We start from the raw sequence: 24,321 nt of genomic DNA on the forward strand, positions 1-24,321 counted from the left end.
TACTGGCGATGAACAAATTCACCCCCGCAAAGCCCGCCGGCGCGCGCGGCGTCGACGAAATCACCGGCAGCCGCCGTCTGCGCCGCATGCGCAAGGCCGACTGGTCGCGCCGTCTGGTGCAAGAGAACCGGCTCACGGTCGACGATTTGATCTGGCCGATCTTCGTCGTCGAGGGCAAGGGTGTTTGCGAGCCGATCGCCGCCATGCCCGGCGTCTTCCGCCTGTCGATCGATCTCGCCGTCAAGGAGGCAGAGCGCGCGGCAAAACTCGGCATTCCCGCCCTCGCCACCTTCCCCAATGTGGACATCTCGCTGCGCGACCAGACCGGCTCGCACATCCTCGATCCCGACAATGTCATCAACCGCGCCACCCGTGCGATCAAGGATGCGGTACCGCAGATCGGCATCATCACCGACGCAGCGCTCGACCCATTCACCAGCCACGGCCATGACGGCATCCTGCGCGACGGCATCATCGTCAACGACGAGACCGTGGAACAGGTGACCGCCGCTGCCGTCATCCAGGCGGCCGCCGGCGCCGACATCATCGCACCGTCCGACATGATGGACGGCCGCATCGGCGCCATCCGCGACGCGCTCGATGCCAATGGTTTTCAGGACGTGGCGATCATGTCCTATGCGACCAAATTCGCCTCGGCCTTCTACGGACCCTATCGCGAGGCGGTGGGCACCGCCGGTCTGCTCAAGGGCGACAAGAAGACCTATTACATCGACCACGCCAATTCGGACGAGGCGGTGAGAGAGGCCGAACAGGACATCGCCGAGGGCGCCGACATGCTGATGGTCAAGCCCGGCCTGCCCTATCTCGACATCATTCGGCGGCTGAAGGACGAGTTCCAGATGCCGACCTTCGCCTACCAGGTGTCAGGCGAATATTCGATGATCAAGGCGGCAGGCGCCAATGGCTGGATCGACGGCGAGAAGGCAATGCTGGAATCGCTGCTCGCCTTCAAGCGCGCCGGCTGCGACGGCATCCTGACCTATTTCGCACCCGAAGTGGCGGAGATGCTGAAGGGGTAATTTCTCTTCGCGACGACGGCCGGTCGCGGCGAGCAATGTCGGCCAATCCGCTTCGACATCCATACCAATTTCCGGCTCTTGGCCGGGGAATCCATAGCGAGGGCCACTTGACCGTTGCGTGGGCTTCGTTTGAGCTTGAAAATACCGCTTGCAATTCACAATCGGTTTGTTACAAAACAACTGCTTGCAAAACACAATCGGTTATCGAGGAGGCTCGCATGTCCAAACTTCGCGTCAACGCTTTCACCCTATCGCTCGACGGCTATGGCGCCGGTCCCGATCAGGATCTGCAAAATCCGCTCGGCGTCGGTGGGGAATCCTTGCATAAGTGGTTTGTCGACACCCGCACCTTCCGCAAGATGGTGCTCGGACAAGATGGCGGCACCACCGACGTCAACGAGGCGTTCGCGGCGCGCAGCTTCGAAAATGTCGGCGCCTGGATCCTCGGCCGCAACATGTTCGGACCGATCCGCGGCGAATGGCCTGACGACAGCTGGAAAGGCTGGTGGGGCGACAACCCGCCCTATCATGTGCCGGTTTTCGTGCTGACCCATCACAAGCGGGAACCGATCACGATGGAGGGCGGCACCACTTTCCACTTCGTCATCGACGGCATCCATTCAGCTCTTGAACAGGCCAAGGCTGCCGCTGGCGGCAAGGATGTGCGGGTCGGCGGCGGCGTCGCCACCATACGGCAATATCTGCAGGAAAAACTGATCGACGAGATGCATCTGGCGATCGCGCCGGTGCTGCTGGGCACGGGCGAGAACCTTTTTGCCGGCCTGGACATGCTCAAGCTCGGCTATGTCTGCAGCGAGCAGGTGGCGACCCCGCTCGCGACGCACGTCACCATCAAGCGGGCGTAAGGTGGAGAGCCAATCTCCCCCCTCGTGGGGGAGATCGCAGCTTCGTCTGCCTCAATACTTCTCCGGCACGTAGAGCTCGCGCGGCAGCACCTGGCGTTCGTATTCGGGGTTGAAGACGCGCTCCGGCAAAGTGATCTCCTCGTGCGGCACTTCCTCGTAAGGCAGCTGCTTGAGCAGATGGTCGATGCAGTTCAGCCGCGCGCGTTTCTTGTCGTTGCCCTCGACGATGAACCAGGGCGCTTCCGGGATGTTGGTGCGGGCGAAGGTCTCTTCCTTGGCCTTGGTGTACTGCTCCCAGCGCACGCGCGACTGCAGGTCCATCGGCGACAGTTTCCACTGTTTCATCGGATCGTGGATGCGCATCAGGAAGCGCATCTGCTGTTCCTCGTCGGTGATCGAGAACCAGTATTTGACCACGGTGATGCCCGAGCGGACCAGCATGCGCTCGAATTCCGGCACGTCGTGGAAGAATTCTTCGACCTGATCGGGCTGGGCAAAGCCCATCACCCGCTCGACGCCCGAGCGGTTGTACCATGAGCGGTCGAACAGCACGATCTCGCCGCCGGCCGGCAGATGCGGGACATAGCGCTGGAAATACCATTGCGACTTTTCGCGCTCCGTCGGCGCCGGCAGTGCGACGACACGGCAGATGCGCGGGTTGAGGCGCTGGGTGATGCGTTTGATGACACCGCCCTTGCCGGCCGAATCGCGTCCCTCGAAGATCACCACCAGCTTCTTCTTGTGGTGGGCGACCCAGGACTGCAGCTTGATCAATTCGGACTGCAGGGTGATCAGGTCGCGAAAATACTGCATGCGATCGATCGAAGGCGGATGCGAGTTCTTGTAGATCTTGGCGATCTCCATCGACAGCGCCGGCTCCGACATTTCGAGCTCATAGTCTTCGTCAAGCGTGTCGGCGAGCTCGGCTTCAAGCCAATCCCTGGCCGGAGAATTCTGTTTTAGCTCGGTCATTATCGGCTGCTCCACTTGCAAGCTCTGTCGATCCACGTCCGGCGCCCCAAACTCCCGGCTTACAGCCCGGGAACGGCAACACCTGAGCCGACTTCCATATAGGCCTGCAATGACGGTTTTATTGCAGCGCGAGCATGGTCACCACCGCTGTCGATCCAGCCAGGCATGATCGATCCGCCGCGCTGGCATGGAGACACGTCGCCCAAATTGTCCTACAAATAGCGGCCTCATTCGGGCACCCTCCCCAGCCCTTTCCCAATGCAATCGCGAGGACCGACATGGAATACCGCACCCTCGGCCGTTCCGGCCTGAAAGTTTCGACACTGACCATGGGGACCATGACGTTCGGCGGCGCCGGAGCTTTTTCGGCGGTCGGCAAGACCGATCTCGACGAAGCGCGCCGGATGATCGATCTCTGTATCGACGCCGGCATCAATGTCATCGACACCGCCAATGTCTATTCGAACGGCATTTCGGAAGAGATCATCGGCGAAGCGCTCGGCGGCAAGCGCAAGGGCGACGTGCTGATCGCCTCTAAGGCACGGATGCGGATCGGCAAAGGTCCAAACGATGAAGGCCTGTCGCGCCATCACCTGATCCGGGAATGCGAGAAGAGCCTGAAGCGGCTCAAGACCGACGTCATCGACATCTATTTCCTGCACGAATGGGATGGCGTGACGCCGCTGGAGGAAACCATCGCCGCGCTCGACACGCTGGTTGCCCAGGGCAAGATCCGCTATGTCGGCTGCTCCAACTATTCCGGCTGGCAGGTGATGAAGGCGCTCGGCATCAGCGACAGCCGTCATCAGCCGCGCTTCATCACGCAGCAGATCCACTACACGCTGGAAGCGCGCGAAGCGGAGTACGAACTGCTGCCGATTTCCGTCGACCAGGGGCTGGGCGTTCTGGTCTGGAGCCCGCTTGCCGGCGGATTGCTGTCCGGCAAATACCGCCGTGACAGCCCCACCGCCCGCCAACTCGCGGGCTGGTCGGAACCACCGATCCGCGACGAGGACCGGCTGTGGCGGATCGTCGATGTGCTTGTGGAGATCGGCGCGCAGCGCGGCGTGTCGGCAGCGCAGGTGGCGCTGGCCTGGCTGCTTGGCCGGCCGTCCATCAGTTCCCTGGTGATCGGCGGCAGGACGGAAACGCAGTTCCGGGACAACATCGCGGCGGCAAGCCTGGTGCTTTCCGACGAGGAGCGCGCGCGCCTCGACGCGGTCAGCCGGCCGCCCTTGCTCTATCCCTACTGGCACCAGCAGCTGACGGCAAAGGACCGTTTTGGTGCCGCCGATCTGGTGATTGACCGAAGCGGCATCTGATCGGCAAATCGATGGCGATAGGTATCGCCGCCGCAGTGATGGGCGTGGCCCCATCATTGCGGCGCGCATCTTGCAAGCCTGGCCATCATCGACGCACTATCGCTTCAGCTGTTGTGTTTGACGGCTAATGCTCCTAGGCAGGACCAGAGCCGCGAGGCAGTGAAAAAGGAGCCGATATGGCGCGACCACCAAACTACGATCAGGAACGCAAGGAACGCGACCGCCAGAAGGCGGCCAAGAAGGCCGAGAAGCTGGCAGCCAAGGTTGCAGCGAGGGAACGTTCGAAGCCCGAAGACGAGACTGAAGCCGAAACCGAAACGGCAAAGTGACGGCAAAAGGCCCGCAGATGCGGGCCGTGCCTCAATCCGGATTGCCGCCTCGGATGTCGCCTTGTGTCAGGCCGGCGCCTTGTCGCTGACAAAGACGTCCACTTCGCGCGCCGCCGCAATGAAGGCGCGCCTGGCGTTCATCGCCGGCTTGTCGCCGGCGAGTGCGTCATGGCAGGCCTGCAGGGCCGCGCGATGCTTGGGGCTGCGCTTGCCGGGCCAGCTGTTGAGGAGGTAGTCGGAAGCCTCACGCGCCGTGCGCAAGAGCTGAGTGCTTCCCGCCGCGACTGACTTCACAGTCACAGGTGTTTCAAATCGGTTGTTTTCCATCGCCGCTCCTTACGCCATCGGCGTCTGCGAAGCGAGGGCGAAAGTGCGCACACGTCCAGACGCCGCTTTGCGCCCCTTCATCCGCCTTAAGCAGCAACGACGGCAAAGCCTCTGGCGCGAAGACCGCGCCGATCGTTGGCGAGCGACGTCACCAGCCGGTCGCGGCTGCCGACGATGTGGACCGAGAGCAGGCGCGCGGCTTCATCGACGTCGCCACGGCGTGCCGCCGCCAGTATGGCGCGATGTTCGGCCCAGGCGCGGCTGAGGGCCGCTTCGTCGCGAACCTCCAGCCAGCGCGCCCGTGACAGGCGCGTCATGGCATCACGGACCGCCCGGAACAGGAATTCATTGCCCGACAGACGCGCCAGTTCGATGTGAAAATCCATGCCGACGCGATGCCATTCCTCGCGCGGCGTGTCGTTGTCGCAGGATTCGAGCATCGCCTCGATGACATCGATGGCGCTCCGGTCCGCCAGGCCGCATGTCAGACGAACTGCCGCAACCTCGACCGCCTCCCTGTAGACGGCGATCTGCTCGAGTTCAGCCAGATTGATCGGCGACACCGTCCAGCCGCGCCCGTCCCTGCCGACCAGCCCCTCGGTCTCGAGCCGCAGAAGTGCTGCCCTGACCGGGGTTCGCGATGCACCGAAACGGCTCTCGATCCAGCGCTCGGTCAGCTTTTCGCCGGGACCGATCTCGAGGCCCAGGATCATCTGCCGAAGCTGTTTTTCGACGCTGTGCATCTGCGACATTGTCGTTTCCATCTTTTGGCCGTTTGCGATCGTCTTGCCGATCACGTTCGACAGGTTGCATTGACAGCGGCCAAGCTTGCGTCCATGACGTGCACCATCTTGGTATCCCAAATTGGTATCCGCAGCAAGCATCGATAAAAGAGTTGCTGGGACAGGACATACGACATGCAGCAGAGCACGCCCCCGGCGACCGACAGCACCTACAACATCCACTGGCGGCGCAATCTGTTCGTGTGCTTCGCCGGTTCGTTTTCGACGCTTGTCGCCATGACGCTGCTTCTGCCGTTCCTGCCGCTCTATATCGAGCAGCTGGGTGCCGAGGGTCACGCGGCGATCGTGCAATGGTCGGGGATTGCCTATGGCGCGACGTTCTTCGCGGCGGCGCTGGTGGCGCCGCTCTGGGGACGTCTCGGCGACCGCTATGGCCGCAAGGTGATGCTGGTTCGCGCCAGCTTCGGCATGGCCATATGCATGTCGCTGACCGGCATGGTGCAGACGGTCTGGCAGCTGGTGCTGCTGCGGCTGCTCATCGGCTTTGCCGGCGGCTACTCCTCGGGATCGACCATCCTCGTCGCCATGCAGACCCCGAAGGAGCGTTCCGGCTGGGCGTTGGGCCTGCTGTCGGCCGGCATCACGGGCGGGGCTCTGGTCGGTCCGCTGGTTGGCGGCGCCCTGCCGCCGCTGATCGGCATCCGCGCCACCTTTCTCCTCTCCGGCGGCGTCATCTTCCTGGCATTCCTGGCGACCACGTTTCTGATCAAGGAGAATCCCCGGCCGAAAACAGCAGACGCCGCAGCGACGCAGAAGCGGAAAGGCGGCTGGTCACAAATCCCCGACAAACGGCCTGTTGTCGCCATGCTGGCGACCGGCATGCTGTTGAGCTTCGCCACCATGTCGATCGAGCCGATCATCACCGTCTATGTGCAGCAGCTCATCGAGGACCAGAGCCGCGTCACGCTGATATCAGGCGTCGTCATGTCGGCGGCGGCCCTTGGCGCCATCCTGTCGGCCTCGCGCCTGGGCAAGCTCGCCGACCGCGTCGGCCACTGGAACGTCATCATCGGCGCGCTTGCCGTCTCGGCGCTGCTGCTGATCCCGCAGGCCTTCGTCACGCAGAGCTGGCAACTCATCGGCCTGCGCTTCCTGATGGGTCTGGCGCTGGGCGGGCTGTTGCCCTGCATCACCAGCGTGATCCGCCACAATGTTCCCGATGGGGTCGGCGGCAATGTGCTCGGGCTGTCGATCTCCGCCCAATATGTCGGGCAAGTCGCCGGCCCCTTGCTGGGCGGCTTTGCCGGTGGTCATTTCGGCATGCGTTCGGTGTTTCTGGGCACATCCGTCTTGATGGCCGGCGGCGCGGTGTATAACTGGCTGGCACAGTCACGCCGCGAGCAGGACATGCTTGCCCACCCCGGCAAGCCCTGACGGGGTTGGGCGTCACGGAGCCCCAAACATGAGCACAGCCGAACGACCTTCCGACGACAGCAGCCGTATCCTCGTCCTGGCCGGAGGCCTCTGCGGTGCTGCCGGCGTGGCGCTGTCGGCCGCGGCGGCGCATCTCGGCGGCGCCTTCGTTGGCACCGCCGCATCGTTCCTGCTGATGCATGCGCCGGTCTTCCTTGCCGCCGGATTGCTTGGCGCGAACCGGATCCTGCGCATCGGCAGCCTGATCCTGCTGGTTGGGCTTCTGCTGTTCTGCGGCGATCTGCTGGCCCGCGATTTCATCGGGTCGCGGCTATTCCCGCTGTCGGCGCCGATCGGCGGCACGCTGCTCATTGCCGGCTGGCTGGCGATCGCTGCCTCGGCGCTGGTGCGCGTGCGGTCCTGAACGCCCGCCGGCACCAAACCTCGAGCGTGGCGGCTAATCCTGCCGGCGCTCGGGCTTGATAAGCAATTCGCGATTGCGCCGCCGCAGCCTTGCCAACCGACGCCGCTCCGGCCGTTCGGAAGCCGGCGCGATGCCCCAATAGTTGCGATAGATGTCTTCAAATAGATAGCTCACGGGATGCATGATGTGCGCTCCTTTCAGCACTTGAATCGATCCAATCGAGAGGTGCGAAAAACCGACCCCGATCAGCTCCGCTTGCGCTCCACAAGGAACCGCAACTCGCGGACCCATGGGCTGGTTTTGCCGCGGCGCTTCTGCGTCGCGGTGTTCGACGAGATGCTCCAGTCGTTGCGGTAAATGTCTTCGAACAGAAAATTGACGGGATGCATGACACAAGTCCCTACTTGATGTTGAATCGATCCAATTCTGCCAGCAGGCATTTCCTTGGATCGATTCAAACATAGGCCCTATCGAAGCCTCGATCAAGCCAAAATTTGAACCGATCCAACGAAAGTGTTAAATGGGAAGAATTCAGGAGACGAAGATGGCGCCACTTATCTCTGCAAAGACAAGACCGGTCCGGCTGGCGGACATTGCCAAGGCAGCCGGCGTGTCGCACGGCACCGCGTCCAACGTCTTCGCCCGTCCGGAGATCGTGCGCGAGGAGGTCCGTGAACGGGTCAAGGCGGCAGCCGAGGCCATGGGATATGGCGGACCGGATCCCAAGGGCCGGCTGCTGCGCGCCGGCAAGGTCAATGCCATCGGTGTCGCGACCGCGGAACCCCTCTCCTATTTCTTCGACGATCCCTTTGCCCGGGTGATGATGGCCAGCATCTCGCAGGCTTGTGACGCGACCGGTGCGGGGATTTCGCTGGTCTCCGCCGTCAATGGCGAGCAGCTGGCGTGGAACATCCAGAGTGCGCTGGTCGATGGCTTCATCGTTTTCTGTGTCGATGGCGGCTCAAAGCTGGTCCAACTGGCACGTGAACGCAAGCTCCCCTTTGTGGCGCTCGATCTCGATTCGGACGACGACGATGCGGTCGCGGCGATCGGCGTCGACAACATCGCCGGTGCCGGCCTGGCGGCCCGCCACCTGACCGAACTCGGACATCGCCGCTTTGCCGTGCTTACCCTGCCCTGTGCCGACGCAGGCTTCGGCCCTACCACAAGGGAGCAGGTGGAAATGGCCCTCTATTCCGCTACGCGGGACCGCTTGCGTGGCTATCTCGCGGAACTCTCCCGCGTCGACATCGACGTCTCGCGTGTGCCGATCTACGAAACCGTCAATGACGAGAAGAGCGTGTGGGCCGGCCTCGACCATATTTTCGCCGGTGCCGAGGCGCCGACAGCCATCCTGGCGATGTCGGACAGGATGGCGCTCCATGCGCTGGACTGGCTGCGGCAGCACGACATTGCGGTACCGGGCGATGTTTCTGTCGTCGGCTTCGACGGTGTTCCGGAAGGGGCGGTTTCCAAGCCGCCGCTGACCACGATCGTCCAGCCGATCGCCGAGATGGGCCGCCTTGCCGTCAAGGCGATCCTTGAAAATGATGGTTCGTTCAGCCGGCAATCGCTGCCGGTCGAACTCGTGGTGCGGGCCTCATCCGGCCCCTCGCCCGCCTGAGCTCAACGGCCCATTCTTGTCGCCATGCCCGGCATCGCGAAGGATGCAGCATGGACGGGCGGTGCGGCGCTGTGAGCCGGCCTGCTTTTGGCGGACCAGCCAAGGCCCGATAGCCATTCGAGATAGTAGGCGAGCGCGAACTGCATGACGATGCCGGCCGATATCAACAGGCTGTCATAGGCAAATCCGCCCGGATTGATCAGCTTCAGCACCTGCGCCGCCATTGCAAGCACCGTGCCGGCAATGAAAACCGGCAGCGATCGTTTGCCCAATATGGCAAGCGGATGATCGCGCCCGGTGCGAAACAGATTCGAGATCGCCGGGAATGCCACGATCAGGTAGCTCACTGCGAGTATATGCAGGAGCCTCGGCAGCGACAGGAACGTCTTGTCGAAACCGGTCAGCACCGGAGGCAGGCCAAACCAGGAGATATGCCCCCAGAGCGGGCTGTGCACCCAGACCAGGGCCACAACGGTGTAGGCCAAGGCCGCCCCAACCAGCCAGCGATTGACCGGGATGGTGCCGCCGCGACGCACATGCAGCGTGCCCGCCAGGCCGATGTTGAAAAGGAACTGCCACGACAGCGGGTTGAGAAACCAGAAGCCGGGCTCGGGGTAGTTGGGCGGAGCAATCTGATAAATCCCCGCGACCAGCCACAGGGCGCCGGATGCCACCAGTGCCAGGACCGGCCGATAGCTGACAATGAGCAGGAACAGCGGCGCCAGCAAGAGCAGCACCGCATAGACGGGCAGGATGTTGTTGTAGCCGAGCTGGTGGCCGAGCGTCACGATGCCGATCAGCACTTCTGGCGTATTCTTGATCAACGGCTCGATGTTGATCATCGTCAAAAGCTCCGGCCGCCTGGCAAACACTGCCGCAGCGCAGAAAATGGCCATCACCACCATGGTGGTGACGATGTGGGTGGCATAAAGCACACCGGCGCGGCGCAACATCTTCAAAGTTGCCAGCAGCCGGTTTCCAGGCTGGAATTTCTTGCCGTAGGCGAGCGCGACCGAGATTCCCGAGATCAGCACGAAGACCTCCGCCGCATCCGAAAAGCCGAAATTCTTGTATGTCAGATACTCGAAGGCGGTACCCGGCACATGGTCGACATAGATGGTCAACAAGGCGAGAGCACGGATCACATCGATGCGCGTGTCGCGCTCAGTGCGGTCCGGGACACGCGCCTCGCGGTCTGGGACACGCGCATCGCGGTCCGGGGAAATCTGGGTGGTCATCGACAAAAAGGCCTCAAAGCTGGTTGTTCATACCGGCAATGCGACCCCCGGCGCACCGCTTCGATTCCTCCCGAAGGATGTTATCGGCGGAGAAACGGACTGTAATGCGCCCGGTTCAATCAACTTTCGCGGAGCTTGAAAATATTGCGTTTTGAAGCCGGCAAATTGAGCGAAACGTCATATAATCAAGAGGATGGTCGATGATCGACGAGACCTCACAAGATGGTGCGTTGCGGCGTGATCTCGCCTTCCACTACCGGCTTTACGGCGCGGCGGATTCAACGGGCGACTGCTTCTTCCTGCTGCATGGGTCGGGTGTCGACGAGACGACATTGGTGCCGCTGGCGCGAGAGATCGCACCGCGTGCCACGCTCATCGCGGTGCGTGGCCGCGTTGTCCAGGAGGATGGTTTCCGCTGGTTCGCGCGGATCACGCCGACGCGCTTCGAACAGGCGAGCATCCGCACCGAAACCGAGGCCTTTGCGGGCTTCGTCGCTGACGCGGCCACACGCCATCATCTCGACCTCTCGCGCACAATTTTCCTCGGCTATTCGAACGGCGCCAATCTGGTTTCGAGCCTGATGCTGCTGCATCCGGGCCTTGTCGAACGCGCCGCGCTGCTGCGACCGATGCCGGTGCTCGATGATGTGCCGGCGACGGATCTGTCAAAGGTGCGGGTGCTGATGATCGCCGGCGCCGCCGACCTCACCTATGCGCCTTTCGCCCCTGCTCTGGTGACATTGCTCAGTCGGCATGGCGCCGAGATCGACGCCAGGATTGTCTCATCAGGTCATGAATTCGGCAGCGCCGACGCGGCAATCGTCAGGCAATGGCTGGCGGGACCGGCGGCGGTGGCGCAGGCAAGCTGACAGGCTCGCCGCCACGACCAGCCGGCCTACCCTCTTCCCATCCGGTTCCAGGCATCCAGCCCGGCGATCTTGTAGGCTTCGGCGAGCGTTGGATAGTTGAAGGTGTTGTTGACGAAGAAGTCGACGGTGCCGCCGAGATTGATCACCGCCTGGCCGATGTGGATGAGCTCGGTGGCGCCCTCGCCGATGATGTGCGCGCCGAGCAGACGGCGCGTTTCGATCGAAAACAGCAGCTTCAGGAAGCCGGTGTTGACACCCATGATGTGGCCGCGCGAGGTCTCGCGAAAACGCGCCACGCCGACCTCGTAGGCCGCACCGCTCTCACGCACCTGTTCTTCGGACTGGCCGACCGTCGAGATTTCCGGCACCGCATAGATGCCATAGGGGAAGGTTTCCGGCGGCGGCGGCAAGGGCACTCCAAAGGCATGGCAGGCGGCCACCCTGCCCTGCTCCATCGAAGTCGAGGCCAGGCTCGGAAAGCCGATGACGTCGCCGGCGGCATAGATGTTGGGCACGCTGGTCTGGAAGGATTGCGGATCGACCTTGATGCGCCCTCTGGAGTCGGCGTCGATGCCGACGACATCCAGGCCCAGGCTGCCGACATTGCCGGTGCGGCCGGCGGCGTAGAGCACAACCTCGGAACGGATGGTGCGGCCATCGGCCAGTTCCACTTCGGCGGCGTCCGGCTTGGAGCGGATCTCCTTCACCGCGCTGCCCAGCCGGATGGTCATGCCGCGATCGCGCATCTGGTGGATGAAATCGTCGACGATCTCGCGGTCGACGAAATCGAGGATGGAGTTGCGCGGCTCGACCAAGGTTACCGGCACGTCGAGCGCGGAAAAGATCGTCGCATATTCGACGCCGATGACGCCGGCGCCGATCACGGTCAGCGTGCGCGGCAAGCGATCAAGCTCCAGCATCTCGTCGCTGTCGAAGACGCGGGTCTTGTCGAAAGGCACGTCGCGCGGGCGGTGCGGCCTGGTGCCGACCGCTATCAGCGCATTGGCAAAACCGACCTCGCTGTAATCGCCGGTGTCTGATGTCAGGCTGACCTTGTTGGGGCCAAGGAATTTCACCGCGGCGCGAGCGCTCTTGACCGTGTTGCGCATGAACTGGTGCTGCAGCACCTCGACCTCATGGTCGAGCGTCTTGTGCAGGCGCTCGACCAGATCGCCGACCGAGATATCCTGCTTGACCCGGTAGCCGCGCCCGTAGAAGCCGCGCTCGCGCCAGCCCGAAAGATTGAGCACCGTTTCGCGTAGCGTTTTCGATGGGATGGTGCCGGTATGCACCGAGACACCGCCCAGACGCCGGCCGCGGTCGACCACCAGCACGGACTTGCCGAGCTTGGCCGACTGCACCGCGGCACGGCGGCCGGAAGGGCCGCTGCCGATGACCAGCATGTCGTAGTCCATATTGCCCAGTCCCCTGTGCGCTCTGCTGCGCCGCAACAAGCTAATGCTATCCGCGCCGCGAATTCAACCAGTTCACATCGGGCCCGACGCCATCGAAGCTGGAGCACCGCTGGAAGCGCGATCTTGATTCCGCCACAGGCCTTCACCATTTCATGGCTGAGCGGTCCGCACCCTATGTCGGACCTTGTTACGAGGAAATGACATGAACGCGCGCGTTCTCGACGGCGAACTCATCACCAGCAGGCTCGACGATGTCAGGGCCTATGACGGCGTGCGCACGAAGCGCATCCTCGCCTTCATGATCGACTATGTCATCGTCGCGCTGCTCACCATCCCGTTTGCCATTCTGGTGTTCTTCCTCGGGCTTTTGACCCTCGGGCTTGGCTGGATGCTGTTCGGCATCCTGTTGCCGACTGTGGCCATCCTCTACATCTGGAACACGCTGGGCAGCACCGATCAGGCCACCACGGGCATGAAGATGATGGGTATCCGGCTCGACCGGCTCGACGGCAGGCCGATCGACGGCCTCACTGCGGTTGTCCATTCGGTCCTGTTCTGGGCCGGCAATGTAATCCTGTCGCCGCTTGTCCTGCTGGTGACGCTGTTTTCCGATCGCAAACGCACCTTGCACGATCTTTTGCTTGGCACGGTCGTCAGCCGCACCGACCGCTGAAACGGCCCTCTGAAGAGCAGTCGCAACCGATTGAGCACAAATGTGAAGGCGTCGAGTCGACCGCGCCCACATAATCCTGTTGAATTTTTCGCCATCCGCGCCAAAGGTAGAGCGATTCGAAGGAGTGTTTCCAAGGCTCGATGACGCAGCATCCGACCCAGTCGCCGCAGTTCTTCCTGACCGCGCCGTCGCCGTGCCCCTATCTCGACGGCCAGTTCGAGCGCAAGGTGTTCACGCATCTGGTTGGCGACAAGGCGGCGGAGATGAACGACCTCTTGACGCAAGGCGGCTTCCGGCGCTCGCAGAACATCGCCTACAGGCCGGCCTGCGAGACCTGCCGCGCCTGCGTTTCGGTACGCATCCTCGCCCAGGAATTCGTCGCCAGCCGCAACATGAAGCGCGTGCTGCAGCACAATTCCGATCTCGTCGGCTACATGCACAATGCCGAGCCCTCGACCGAACAATATTCCCTGTTCCGCAGCTACCTCGATGCCCGCCACCGCCGTGGCGGCATGTCCGACATGACGGTGCTCGACTATGCGATGATGGTCGAGGATACCCATGTCGACACCAAGGTGATCGAATATCGGCGGCGTGGACCCGACACCTTCATCACCGGCAAGGGACAGGGCGAGCTGATCGCGGTGGCGCTCACCGACAAGATGGCTGACGGCCTGTCGATGGTCTATTCCTACTTCAATCCCGATTTCGAGGAACGGTCGCTCGGCACGTTCATGATCCTCGACCACATCGCCCGCGCCAGGGCGATGGGCCTGCCCCATGTCTATCTCGGCTACTGGGTCAACGGCTCGCGCAAGATGAATTATAAGATGCGCTTCATGCCGCAGGAGCATCTCGGCCCCAAGGGCTGGGAACGCTACATCAACGAAGCGGTTTCACGCTGAGCTTTTCCAAGGTCCGCCTTTAAACTGTTTCAAGGCAGGGGATGCTGGTCTTTCAGCCGGTTGGCTGGAGAGAGTGCGCCATTGCACCGGCCGGCCGCCAGCCTGCATTTCATTGCGAAAGTTCCTGCATGTCCTCTCATCACGATCACCAGAAAGGTCTTTTGATAACCGCCATCGGCGGGCTCACGCTGACTGTCGACATACCGTTGATCCGCCTCGCCGACGGTGGCGCATGGACGATCATGCTGCTGCGCACCGGCACAACTTTCGTCGCGGCCATGGTCATCTGGTCGGTCTGGCGGGCACTCAGCCGAAACGCCCCGCCGCTGATCCCCGGCTGGTCCGGCCTGATCGTGGCGATGTGCTACGGGCTGACCGGGATCACCTTCGTCACCGCCGTCTACCACACCTCGACCGCCGACCTGGTGTTCATCCTGGCCTTCAACACCGTCTTTGCGGGCTTGCTGTCGTGGATATTCTTGCGGGAAAGGCCACGGCTGGTGACCATCGCGGCGATGGCGATCATGATCCTCGGCGTGCTGGTCATCGTCGGCGGCTCGGTCGGCACCGGCAAGCTGTTCGGCGATTTCATGGCGCTGTGCTCGGCCTTCTTCATCGCGGTGGCCATCACCATCTCGCGCGCCAGCGGCAAGGACATGGGATTCACCTCGCTCGTCGGCGTCCTTCTGCCGCTCGCGCTGGCGGTCTTCATGGTGTCAGGCGAAGGCTTTCATGTGAACGCGCCATGGTGGATCGTCTTCAACGGCGCCATCATCATGCCGATCTCGTTCTTCTGCCTTGCCGCCGGGCCGAAATACATTTCAGGACCGGAAGTGGCGATGTTCTACCTGCTCGAAACCGTGCTGGCGCCGGTCTGGGTGTGGATGATCTTTGCCGAGGCACCGACCCGCAACAGCCTGATCGGCGGCGCAATCCTGATCGTCACGCTCGTCGCACACTCGCTCTGGCAGCTGCATGAAGGGCGCAAGCGCCGGGTCGACTTCGCGGTGCATCACCCGGTCTAGCGACAATTCGGCTTACGGCGCAAAGCCGGTCGTTATCAGGCGCTGGCTTTCTTCGCCGCATTGGATTCCGGCAAGACCTCGATCTGCGGACCGGCCTCGATTTCGGCCGCCGAATCGGCGGCCGTCTCGTCGGCCAACTCCACCTCGCGCAGCCATTCGCGCCAGATCGCGACCAGCAGCGCCATCAGCACCGGGCCGATGAACAGGCCGAGAAACCCCATGGTCTTGACGCCGCCGATGAGGCCGAAAAAGGTCGGCAGGAAAGGCAGCTTGATCGGTCCGCCGACGAGCTTCGGACGCAGTGTCTTGTCGACGATGAACAGCTCGACCGCACCCCAGAGGAACAGTGCCAGCCCGGCCATCGGCGAGCCGCTGGCGGCGAGGTAGATCGAGACCAGCGTGAAGGACAGCGGTGCGCCGCCGGGGATCAGCGCCATGACGCCGGTCAGGGCGCCAAGCGTGACCGGCGACGGCACGCCGGCCAGCCAGTAGGCGATGCCCAGCACCAGCCCTTCGCCGATGGCGATAACGGTCATGCCGGTCACGGTCGAGGAGATCGTCGCCGGCACGACGCGCGAAATCCGCTCCCATCTGGTCGGCAGGATGCGCTCGCCGAGACGGTCGACCTGGCCGGCAAAGTGCTCGCCGTCGCGATAGGCGAAGAACAGCGCGATCATCATGAACAGCAGCGTCAACAGCAGGCCGAAAGCACTGCCGCCTGCGGCCAGCACGCCGCGATAGATGCTGCCGATGTTGGCGCCGCTGACCAGCTGGATCAATTCACCAATGCCGCCGGGATGGCCGAAATTGGTCGTCCACTGCTCGTTCAGCCACTCGCCCACGACAGGCATGGTGGCGATCCAGTGTGGCGTCACCGCGCCGTGGCGGTTGGTCTCGATCGCCCAGGCGACCCATTCGCGGACTTCGTTGATCGCATAGGTGCCGGCGAGCGCGATCGGGATCACCAGGAAGGCGAGGATGAACAGGATGGCGAAGGTCGCGGCGATGGTGCGGTTGCCGCCGACCGCGACAAGCAGGCGGCGGTAGAGCGGCCAGCTGGCGAAAGCGATGACGAGCGCCGCCAGCACCGGAAACAGGAAGCCGTGGAAGAAATAGACGCCGGCGGCAACGATCAGCACCAGCAGCCAGCGTGCCGCCGACAGCGGCGGGATGACGGCTGCCCTGAGCGGCGTCGACAGGCCGAAGAGGCGCTGCTGCCGTTCCGGTTTCTGGATTCTTGCTTCCTTCAAACGCCTGGCTCTCCCAAACACCCCTCCTGTCTATGCACTGATATAGTGCAGCAATCGTGACGATAGTCCAAATGAGATGGGCGCGTCTCTTCCTTCTCCCCTTGTGGGAGAAGGTGGATCGGCGCGACAGCGCCGAGACGGATGAGGGGTGCGTGACGGAGTGAGGCGTTGGTGTTCCCTGGAGCACCCCTCATCCGACCTCGCTTCGCGAGGCCACCTTCCCCCACAAGGGGGGAAGGAAAAGGCGCGTAGCTACCCAAACTTCCCCGTTCTCGGGAATCCCTTCGGCACCATGCGTCCGGCCGAGGCACGGGCGCCGATCCATTCAGCCAGTTCCTCGCGCGACCTTGTGAAGGTGCGGTCGGCTGAATCCTGCCAGGAGAGGCCGCTCTCAAGCGTGAACGGCTTGAGGTCGAGAAGGCCGCCATCCTTGTATTTCTGCAGGCGCACGCCCTTGCCGCGGCCCATCTCCGGAATCTCTGCGAGCGCGAACACCAGCATTTTGCGATTCTCGCCGACGATGGCGAGATGGTCGCCGGTGACCGGGATGCAGCGCTTGGCTTCGTCCGGCGCCTTGACGTTCATCACCTGCTTGCCCTTGCGGGTGTTGGCAACGACTTCCTCCTCCGGCACGATAAAACCGTTGGCGTCGTGCGAGGCCAGCAGCAGCTTGCGCTTCGGATCGTGAACGAAGGCGGTGACGATGTCCTGGTCATTGTCCATATCGACGATGATGCGGATCGGCTCGCCATGGCCGCGCCCGCCAGGCAGCCGGTCGGCGCCGATGGTGTAGAACTTGCCCCCGGTGGTGAAGACCAGCACCTTGTCAGTGGTCTGCGCATGGAAGGCGAGCTTGAGGCTGTCGCCCTCTTTGAAGGTCAGCGTCGAGAGATCGGCCAGATGCCCCTTCATCGCCCGCAGCCAGCCCTTTTCCGAGACGACGACGGTGACCGGCTCGCGCTCGATCATGGCATGGGCGATGTCGGTCAGATCATGCTCGGGCGCGTCGGCGAACTGGGTGCGGCGCTTGCCGAGCTCGGTCTCCGGACCGAACTTGTCGCGGATGTTGGTGACTTCCCACTTGATCGTCGCCCACTGCTTCTCGTTTGAAGCAAGCAGTGCCTCGATCTGCTTTTTCTCCGCGCTCAGCCCGTCGAATTCCTTGCGGATCTCGAATTCTTCAAGCTTGCGCAGAGCGCGCAGCCGCATGTTGAGGATGGCTTCGGCCTGGGTGTCGGTGAGCGACCAGCGGGCCATCATGACCTGCTTTGGCTCATCCTCCTCGCGGACGATCCTGATCACCTCGTCGATGTTGAGGTAGGCGATCAGGTAGCCGGCAAGTATCTCCAACCGTCTTTCGATTTCGCCGAGGCGATGTTTCGAGCGGCGGACCAAAACCTCGCGGCGGTGCTCGAGCCACTCCTGCAGCACGCCCTTCAGCGACAGCACGTTGGGCACCTTGCCGCGCGACAGCACATTCATGTTGAGCGGGAAGCGGCTTTCGAGCTCGGTCAGCTTGAACAGCGATTCCATCAGGATGCCGGGGTCGACCGAACGGCTCTTCGGCACCAGCACGACGCGGACGTCCTCGGCGCTTTCGTCCCTGATGTCCTCGAGCAGCGGCAGCTTGCGCGCCATCAGCAGCTCGGCGATCTTCTCGATCAGCCGCGCCTTCTGCACGCCGTACGGGATTTCGGTGACAACGATGCTCCAGGTGCCCCTGCCCTGGTCCTCCTGGAACCACTTCGAGCGCACGCGAAAGCCACCGCGACCGGTTTCGTAGGCTTCGAGGATCGAGGCGCGGCTGTCGACGATGATGCCGCCGGTCGGGAAATCCGGCCCCTGGACAAAGTCCATCAGCTTCGCCACCGGCGCGTCCCGGTTTTCGATCAGGTGAAGTGCGGCATCGCAAAGCTCGGCGGCGTTGTGGGGCGGGATCGATGTCGCCATGCCCACCGCGATGCCGGACGAGCCGTTGGCCAGCAGGTTCGGAAAGGCGCCGGGCAAAACCACCGGCTCCTCGTCTTCTTCATTGTAGGTCGGCCGATAATCGACGGCATCCTCGGTGATGCCGGACAACAGTTCGGTCGCCACATCGGTCATGCGCGCTTCGGTGTAGCGCATGGCGGCGGCGTTATCACCGTCGATGTTGCCGAAATTGCCCTGCCCGTCGACCAGGGGATAGCGCATCGAAAAATCCTGCGCCAACCGCACCAGCGCGTCATAGATCGACTGGTCGCCATGCGGGTGGAACTTGCCCATCACCTCGCCGACGATGCGGGCGCATTTGGCAAAGCCCTGATCGGGGTTGAGCCGCAGCAGGCGCATGGCGTGCATGATGCGGCGATGGACCGGCTTCAGTCCGTCGCGCACATCGGGCAGCGCCCGGTGCATGATGGTCGACAGCGCATAAGCCAGATAGCGCTCTTCCAGCGCCTTCTTCAGATCGACCGGCTCGATGTGATCGCCACCGCCATTTTCAGGCGGCAAAAGCCTTTTTCCCATGGGCTCGGACTAGCCGAGCGGGTGATTCGCGGCAAGAGCCCGACGGAGATACCGGCCTTTCTGCAACATGAAACCATACCCCAGCGGATGTCGGCCAACATCAGCCTGTTACATGCGGGCTCTATCGCCAAGCGCGACGATATCCGGCTATCGGCTCTTCATGACAAATTCACCGGTTTGCGCAAAGACGGTGGGATCGGGTTTGCCTTTCACCGCGATTTTTGACCAATGTGCCGGGACACGCCTTTTTCCGGTCCAGTTCGTCACGGAATGGTGATGGCGCAAATAATTGAAAAAACAATTTCAGGACACTCTCAGGGACCTTGCGATGACAATCAAACGCTCAATTCTCAAGAAACTGGCTTTTTCGACCTTCTTGCTCACGCTGCCGCTGAATGCGGCGCTCGCACAGGATACGGCAGTGGCCGACCGGCTGAAGGCAGCGCTTGTCGCACAAGGTGTCGACATCACCTGGACCGGGGTGACCGGCGACAACACCAGCATGGTGCTGCAGGGCGTTGCCATCAAACCGGCGGCGGAGAAGGAAGCGCTTCCCATCGGCGACGTCAAACTCGAAGGCGTGACCGAGGCAAATGGCGGCTATGACATCGCCACCGTATCAACGGCTGCCTTCACACACAGCAAGGACGGCGTCACCCTCGACCTCAGCCCCTTCGTCATCCACGACATGACAGTTCCGGCCGACGGCGCCACCGGCCCGCTGGGCTCGCTGATGATGTACAAGTCCGCCGAACTCTCGAACATGACCGTCAAGGTCGCCGACAAGACCGCCTTCTCGATGGACGGGCTTGCCATCGAAATCACGCCGCCGGCGGACGGCAAGGCGATGGAATTCACCGCAACCACCGAAAAATTCAATGCCGACCTGACGCTGGTGGACGATCCCAAGTCCAAGGAAGTCATCAACGCGCTCGGCTACCAGAACATCGCGGGCAATCTCGAAATGGCCGGCACCTGGCAGCCCACGGACGGCAAGATGGAACTGTCGAAATACGACATCTCGGTCGAGAATGCCGGCACGCTCGGCATGACCTTCAATCTCGGCGGCTACACGATGGACTTCATCAAGTCGCTGCAGGAAATGCAGAAGAAGATGGCGGCACAGCCGGAAGGCGCCGACAATTCGGCGCAAGGCATGGCCATGCTCGGCCTGTTGCAGCAGCTTTCGTTCAACAGCGCCTCGATCCGCTTCGACGACGATTCGCTGACCAACAAGGTTCTGGACTATGTCGGCAAGCAGCAAGGCATGTCCGGCAAGGACATCGCCAACCAGGCCAAGGCGATCGTGCCGTTCGGCATGGCGCAGCTCAACAACCCCGAGTTGACGGCACAGGTTACGGCCGCGGTCAGCAAATTCCTCGACGATCCGAAGAGCCTCGAAATCTCGGCCGAGCCGCCGGCATCCGTGCCGTTCGCACTGATCATGGCGGGTGCCATGTCCAACCCGCTCGATCTGCCCAAGACGCTCGGTGTCACCGTCAAGGCCAACGAAGACTGATCGAAGCGATCTCGCTATGCGAAAAGCCCGGCAGCGATGCCGGGCTTTTTCTTGGGATTAGCGAATCGAAAGAATCGGTTCGGGCGGTTCTTTAAAGCATCGCCCAAAGCGCGCGATCAGGCGTCCTTCTTGGGCACGGCAACGCGCAGCGCCAGGTCGCGAAGCTGCTGCGGGCTCGCTTCCGAGGGTGCATTCATCAACAGATCATAGGCCTGCTGGTTCATCGGGAACATGGTGATCTCACGCAGGTTCTTGGCGCCGAGCAGCAGCATGACGACGCGGTCGATGCCGGCGGCCATGCCGCCATGCGGCGGTGCGCCATACTGGAAGGCACGATAGAGGCCGCCGAAGCGCTCCTCGACCGTGGCGCGGTCCAGCCCGACCGTTTCGAACGCCTTGACCATGGTTTCGGGCAGATGGTTGCGGATACCGCCTGAGGCGATCTCGAAACCGTTGCAGACCATGTCGTACTGGAACGCCTTGATGCCGAGCAGATCCTCGCCGTTCAGCGCATCGATGCCACCTTGCGGCATCGAGAACGGGTTGTGGGCGAAGTCGATTTTCTTCTCTTCCTCGTTCCACTCGAAGAACGGGAAGTCGACGATCCAGCACAGCTCGAAACGCTCGCGGTCGACAAGGTTCAGCTCCTCGCCGGCACGGGTGCGCGCAGCCCCCGCGAAGGAGACGAACTTCTTCGGGTCGCCGGCAACGAAGAAGGCGGCGTCGCCATCGGCAAGGCCGAGCTGAAGGCGGATCGCCTCGGTGCGTTCCTCGCCGATGTTCTTGGCGAGCGGACCGGCGCCTTCGAGCTTGTCACCCTCCTTGCGCCAGAAGATATAGCCGAGCCCCGGCTGGCCCTCGCCCTGCGCCCAGGAATTCATGCGGTCGCAGAAGGCGCGGCTGCCGCCGGTCTTGGCGGGAATGCCCCACACTTCGGCCTTCGGGTCGTTGGCCAGGATGTTGGCGAACACCTTGAAGCCGGAATCGCGAAAATGATCGGAGACGGCCTGCATCTCGATCGGGTTGCGCAGGTCCGGCTTGTCGGAGCCGTATTTGCGCATGGCCACATCATAGGGAATGCGCTGGAAGTTCTGCGTCACCGGTTTGCCGTTGGCGAAGGTCTCGAAGACCCCGCGCACGACAGGTTCCATGGTCGACAGCACGTCGTCCTGCTCGACGAAGCTCATTTCAAGGTCGAGCTGGTAGAATTCGCCGGGCAGACGATCGGCGCGCGGGTCCTCGTCGCGGAAGCAGGGCGCGATCTGGAAATAGCGGTCGAAGCCCGACACCATGATCAGCTGCTTGTACTGCTGCGGCGCCTGCGGCAGCGCATAGAAGGTGCCGGGATGGATGCGCGACGGCACCAGGAAGTCGCGCGCGCCTTCCGGCGACGACGCGGTGAGGATCGGCGTCGAGAATTCGGTGAAGCCGACATCGCCCATGCGCTTGCGCATTTCGGCGATGATTTTTGTCCGCGCAATGATGTTCTTGTGCAGCGTCTCGCGGCGTAGATCGAGGAAGCGGTATTTCAGCCTGATATCCTCGGGATAGTCGGGCTCGCCGAACACCGGCAGCGGCAATTCCTTGGCGGCCGACAGCACCTCGATCTCGCGGGCGAAGATCTCGATCTCGCCGGTCGGCAGGTTGGCGTTGGTGGTCTCGGGCAAACGCGCCTTGACCTCGCCGTCGACGCGGATGACCCATTCGCCGCGCACGGTCTCGGCGACCTTGAAGGCCGGCGAATCCGGATCGGCGACGATCTGGGTCAGGCCGTAATTGTCGCGCAGGTCGATGAAGAGCAGGCCGCCATGATCGCGCACGCGATGCACCCAGCCCGACAGGCGAACGGTCGAGCCGACGTCGCTCTTCCTCAACTGGGCACAGGTATGGCTGCGGTAACGGTGCATTGTCATTGGTAAAGTCCGGGGTGCTGGGTTGCGGGCCGAGCATCAAGCCCGGCCTCAAAATTTGCGCGAAAAGCGCATGGGAGGCCGGATTTGTCAAGGCAAGCGGCTTCGACAGGACATCCGTTGTAAACTTGGGCGGCACAATGGATAGCGATATCCTCTACCGCTACGTTTACGGCAAATGAGATCAGGATATGCAAAACCAGAAGCTCTTTCTGACACCTCAAGAGCGCAGCCGCATCGTCAACCTGCTTGACGCGGCTCGCATAGACGATTGGGCGCGGTTCAAAGCCCTCTCCGACGGTGACTTTCCGAACGACGAATCGATGCGGGAGCAGTTCGACGGATCGCGGCTCATAATCGACTACGATCGTATCGACCCGGAACAGCAATTCGCTGTTGGCGTAGATCCCGACGGTTTCCGGCTCATCACCGGTCAGTTGCCTCCGCGCGACGATCAACGGCAACAGGTGATCATGACGATCTATAGCAAGAACCTAAACGACGGCCCGTTCATAAGCGTTTGGACCTTCCACGAAGAGTTGGACATATCCTCGCTGTAGTTTGCTGGGAATTGCTGCTGGCGTTGGCCAGGGCGATGGTCCAAGAAGGGATCACCGACACGTGATCGCCTCTTCATGTCCTCCATCCGCCCGATGATCCCGCTTCTTCTCGCCGCAGGCATCCTGCTCGGCGGCAATGGGCTGCAGAGCACGCTGATCGCGCTGCGCGGCGCGCAGGAAGGGTTTTCCGCTTCCGACATAGGCCTGATGGGCACCTTCTACTTCGCCGGCTTCCTTCTCGGCTGCCTGGCCATCACCCGCATCATGAAGGCGGTCGGCCATATCAGGGCATTTTCGGCGCTGGCGGCAATCGCCTCGGTCGGCACCTTGCTCCTGGTGCTGGTCATCGATCCGGTGATGTGGTGCGCGGTGCGTCTTGCCGGCGGCTTCTGCTTCGCCGGGCTGTTCACCATCGTCGAAAGCTGGCTGAATTCCGGCGTCAGCAATCACGATCGGGCACGCGTGCTGGCGATCTACCGGATGGTCGACATCGGTTCGGTGACATCAGCCCAGTTCCTGATCCCGATCTTCGGCGCTGGCGGTTTCGCAATTTTCGCTATCATGTCGATGATGATCACGCTGTCGCTGGTGCCGGTTTCGCTCGGCGACCGCTCCAACCCGACGCCGCCGGAGGACGTCAAGCTCGACCTAGCGCGCGTCTGGCGGATTTCGCCGCTGGGCTGCTTCGGCTGCATCGCCGTCGGCGTCACCAACAGCGCCTTTCGCACCTTGTCGCCGGTTTATGCCGAGCAGATCGGCATGTCGGTCGCCGATGTCGTCACCTTCGTCAGCGTCGGCATCTTCGGCGGCGCCATCATCCAGTATCCGCTCGGCTACCTCTCCGACCGCTGGGACCGGCGCCGGGTGCTGCTGATGACGACCTGCTGCGCGATGTTTTCGGCGCTGGCGCTGGTGTTCATCGCCGGCAGCAATCCGGCGCTCAACTTCATCTTCATCTTCATCTTCGGCTGTTTCGCCATGCCGCTCTATTCGCTGTCGGCGGCGCATTCCAACGACCGCGCCGACACCGGCGAGTTCGTGCTGATCAACGCGGCGCTGATGCTGTTCTATTCCTTCGGCGCGATCGGCGGCCCGTTCGCCGCCTCGACGGCGATGCAATATTTCGGACCGGGCGCCCTGTTTGTATTCAGCGCGGTGGTCTATGCGATCTTCATCGCCGTCATCCTCTACCGCATGCAGGCTCGGTCCGGCGTGCCGGCGGGCAGGCGCGGCCGCTTCATTGCGCTCCTGCGCACTTCGACGGTTTTCGCGCGGCTGGCCAGGAGAAACGGCGATTCCGACGGTCCGGGAACCTCATGATGGCGGTGCCAAAGCTTGACGAAAGCCCCGGCGGCTGAAATCTAGGAAGACCTTACTCCTGCCAAAAGCGAT

General features: G+C 62.6%; 24 protein-coding genes. 15 read left to right on the forward strand and 9 right to left on the reverse strand.

Annotation, left to right across the window (positions count from 1 at the left end; genetic code table 11):
* The first annotated feature begins 8 nt into the window (after positions 1 to 8).
* Complete coding sequence (hemB, locus tag M729_RS0118175) at positions 9 to 1,040, forward strand: porphobilinogen synthase (RefSeq protein WP_027162429.1); 1,032 nt, start codon at positions 9 to 11, stop codon at positions 1,038 to 1,040.
* A 218-nt stretch (positions 1,041 to 1,258) separates the two neighbouring features.
* Positions 1,259 to 1,906: a dihydrofolate reductase family protein gene (locus M729_RS0118180; RefSeq protein WP_027162430.1), complete on the forward strand. Its 648-nt coding sequence runs from the start codon at positions 1,259 to 1,261 to the stop codon at positions 1,904 to 1,906.
* A 51-nt stretch (positions 1,907 to 1,957) separates the two neighbouring features.
* Here the strand turns inward: M729_RS0118180 and ppk2 are convergent, their stop codons facing one another.
* Positions 1,958 to 2,878, reverse strand: a complete 921-nt coding sequence (ppk2, locus tag M729_RS0118185) for a polyphosphate kinase 2 (protein WP_013532260.1) — start codon at positions 2,876 to 2,878, stop codon at positions 1,958 to 1,960.
* 278 nt (positions 2,879 to 3,156) lie between these two features.
* Here ppk2 and M729_RS0118190 point away from each other — a divergent pair, with 278 nt between their 5' ends.
* Positions 3,157 to 4,200, forward strand: coding sequence for an aldo/keto reductase (locus M729_RS0118190; RefSeq protein ID WP_027162431.1), 1,044 nt, complete (start codon positions 3,157 to 3,159; stop codon positions 4,198 to 4,200).
* Between the two features lie 176 nt (positions 4,201 to 4,376).
* Positions 4,377 to 4,529 carry a hypothetical protein gene (locus M729_RS1000000137350; RefSeq protein ID WP_013532262.1) on the forward strand — a complete coding sequence of 51 codons (153 nt, stop codon included), beginning with the start codon at positions 4,377 to 4,379 and terminating at the stop codon, positions 4,527 to 4,529.
* Positions 4,530 to 4,595: 66 nt separating this feature from the next.
* On the opposite strand, the gene M729_RS0118200 is transcribed toward M729_RS1000000137350, so the two are convergent.
* Together M729_RS0118200 and M729_RS0118205 are read right to left on the reverse strand one after the other, a co-directional pair.
* Positions 4,596 to 4,829: a DUF982 domain-containing protein gene (locus M729_RS0118200; RefSeq protein WP_244506945.1), complete on the reverse strand. Its 234-nt coding sequence runs from the start codon at positions 4,827 to 4,829 to the stop codon at positions 4,596 to 4,598.
* A 113-nt stretch (positions 4,830 to 4,942) separates the two neighbouring features.
* On the reverse strand, positions 4,943 to 5,608 hold the full coding sequence (locus tag M729_RS0118205; RefSeq protein WP_027162432.1) for a GntR family transcriptional regulator: 666 nt from the start codon (positions 5,606 to 5,608) through the stop codon (positions 4,943 to 4,945).
* A 165-nt stretch (positions 5,609 to 5,773) separates the two neighbouring features.
* On the opposite strand from M729_RS0118205, the gene M729_RS0118210 reads away from it, so the two are divergent.
* Positions 5,774 to 7,033: a multidrug efflux MFS transporter gene (locus M729_RS0118210; RefSeq protein WP_013532265.1), complete on the forward strand. Its 1,260-nt coding sequence runs from the start codon at positions 5,774 to 5,776 to the stop codon at positions 7,031 to 7,033.
* A 28-nt stretch (positions 7,034 to 7,061) separates the two neighbouring features.
* Entirely contained in the window at positions 7,062 to 7,436 is a 375-nt protein-coding gene (locus tag M729_RS0118215) for a DUF423 domain-containing protein (RefSeq protein WP_027162433.1), read from the forward strand.
* A gap of 33 nt (positions 7,437 to 7,469) precedes the next feature.
* Here the strand turns inward: M729_RS0118215 and M729_RS1000000138865 are convergent, their stop codons facing one another.
* Positions 7,470 to 7,898 carry a hypothetical protein gene (locus tag M729_RS1000000138865; RefSeq protein WP_198032112.1) on the reverse strand — a complete coding sequence of 143 codons (429 nt, stop codon included), beginning with the start codon at positions 7,896 to 7,898 and terminating at the stop codon, positions 7,470 to 7,472.
* An 82-nt stretch (positions 7,899 to 7,980) separates the two neighbouring features.
* On the opposite strand from M729_RS1000000138865, the gene M729_RS0118230 reads away from it, so the two are divergent.
* Positions 7,981 to 9,060, forward strand: a complete 1,080-nt coding sequence (locus tag M729_RS0118230; protein WP_027162434.1) for a substrate-binding domain-containing protein — start codon at positions 7,981 to 7,983, stop codon at positions 9,058 to 9,060.
* A 2-nt stretch (positions 9,061 to 9,062) separates the two neighbouring features.
* Here the strand turns inward: M729_RS0118230 and M729_RS0118235 are convergent, their stop codons facing one another.
* On the reverse strand, positions 9,063 to 10,298 hold the full coding sequence (locus M729_RS0118235; protein WP_027162435.1) for an OpgC family protein: 1,236 nt from the start codon (positions 10,296 to 10,298) through the stop codon (positions 9,063 to 9,065).
* 200 nt (positions 10,299 to 10,498) lie between these two features.
* On the opposite strand from M729_RS0118235, the gene M729_RS0118240 reads away from it, so the two are divergent.
* A complete protein-coding gene (locus M729_RS0118240) occupies positions 10,499 to 11,167 on the forward strand; it encodes an alpha/beta hydrolase (RefSeq protein WP_013532271.1) in 669 nt (222 codons plus the stop codon).
* Positions 11,168 to 11,193: 26 nt separating this feature from the next.
* Here M729_RS0118240 and sthA read toward each other — a convergent pair whose 3' ends face one another.
* Positions 11,194 to 12,582, reverse strand: coding sequence for a Si-specific NAD(P)(+) transhydrogenase (gene sthA / locus M729_RS0118245; RefSeq protein ID WP_027162436.1), 1,389 nt, complete (start codon positions 12,580 to 12,582; stop codon positions 11,194 to 11,196).
* 202 nt (positions 12,583 to 12,784) lie between these two features.
* Here sthA and M729_RS0118250 point away from each other — a divergent pair, with 202 nt between their 5' ends.
* From M729_RS0118250 to M729_RS0118260, 3 genes are all read left to right on the forward strand, one after another.
* Entirely contained in the window at positions 12,785 to 13,255 is a 471-nt protein-coding gene (locus M729_RS0118250; RefSeq protein ID WP_027162437.1) for an RDD family protein, read from the forward strand.
* 140 nt (positions 13,256 to 13,395) lie between these two features.
* Positions 13,396 to 14,160, forward strand: a complete 765-nt coding sequence (locus M729_RS0118255) for an arginyltransferase (protein WP_024504696.1) — start codon at positions 13,396 to 13,398, stop codon at positions 14,158 to 14,160.
* A gap of 128 nt (positions 14,161 to 14,288) precedes the next feature.
* Positions 14,289 to 15,185 carry a DMT family transporter gene (locus M729_RS0118260; protein WP_027162438.1) on the forward strand — a complete coding sequence of 299 codons (897 nt, stop codon included), beginning with the start codon at positions 14,289 to 14,291 and terminating at the stop codon, positions 15,183 to 15,185.
* Between the two features lie 35 nt (positions 15,186 to 15,220).
* Here the strand turns inward: M729_RS0118260 and M729_RS0118265 are convergent, their stop codons facing one another.
* Entirely contained in the window at positions 15,221 to 16,435 is a 1,215-nt protein-coding gene (locus tag M729_RS0118265; protein ID WP_027162439.1) for an AI-2E family transporter, read from the reverse strand.
* 252 nt (positions 16,436 to 16,687) lie between these two features.
* Positions 16,688 to 18,940, reverse strand: coding sequence for a DNA topoisomerase IV subunit A (gene parC / locus M729_RS0118270; protein ID WP_027162440.1), 2,253 nt, complete (start codon positions 18,938 to 18,940; stop codon positions 16,688 to 16,690).
* On the opposite strand from parC, the gene M729_RS1000000138445 reads away from it, so the two are divergent.
* Both M729_RS1000000138445 and M729_RS0118280 read left to right on the forward strand, forming a co-directional pair.
* Complete coding sequence (locus M729_RS1000000138445) at positions 18,896 to 19,165, forward strand: hypothetical protein (protein ID WP_127423385.1); 270 nt, start codon at positions 18,896 to 18,898, stop codon at positions 19,163 to 19,165. The two genes, parC and M729_RS1000000138445, sit on opposite strands and share 45 nt — an antisense overlap.
* Positions 19,166 to 19,268: 103 nt before the next feature.
* Positions 19,269 to 20,459 (forward strand): hypothetical protein, encoded by a 1,191-nt coding sequence (locus tag M729_RS0118280; RefSeq protein WP_027162441.1) that lies wholly within the window; start codon positions 19,269 to 19,271, stop codon positions 20,457 to 20,459.
* A gap of 116 nt (positions 20,460 to 20,575) precedes the next feature.
* Here the strand turns inward: M729_RS0118280 and aspS are convergent, their stop codons facing one another.
* Positions 20,576 to 22,366 carry an aspartate--tRNA ligase gene (gene aspS, locus M729_RS0118285; RefSeq protein ID WP_027162442.1) on the reverse strand — a complete coding sequence of 597 codons (1,791 nt, stop codon included), beginning with the start codon at positions 22,364 to 22,366 and terminating at the stop codon, positions 20,576 to 20,578.
* Positions 22,367 to 22,560: 194 nt separating this feature from the next.
* Between aspS and M729_RS0118290 the strand changes: the two genes are divergently transcribed.
* Together M729_RS0118290 and M729_RS0118295 are read left to right on the forward strand one after the other, a co-directional pair.
* The gene (locus M729_RS0118290) at positions 22,561 to 22,929 is read left to right on the forward strand and encodes a hypothetical protein (RefSeq protein ID WP_024504702.1); all 369 of its coding nucleotides are present in this window, start codon (positions 22,561 to 22,563) and stop codon (positions 22,927 to 22,929) included.
* 75 nt (positions 22,930 to 23,004) lie between these two features.
* Entirely contained in the window at positions 23,005 to 24,249 is a 1,245-nt protein-coding gene (locus M729_RS0118295) for an MFS transporter (protein ID WP_027162443.1), read from the forward strand.
* The last annotated feature ends 72 nt before the right edge of the window (positions 24,250 to 24,321 follow it).

The organism is Mesorhizobium sp. WSM1293, assembly GCF_000513875.1.
GTDB lineage: Bacteria > Pseudomonadota > Alphaproteobacteria > Rhizobiales > Rhizobiaceae > Mesorhizobium > Mesorhizobium ciceri.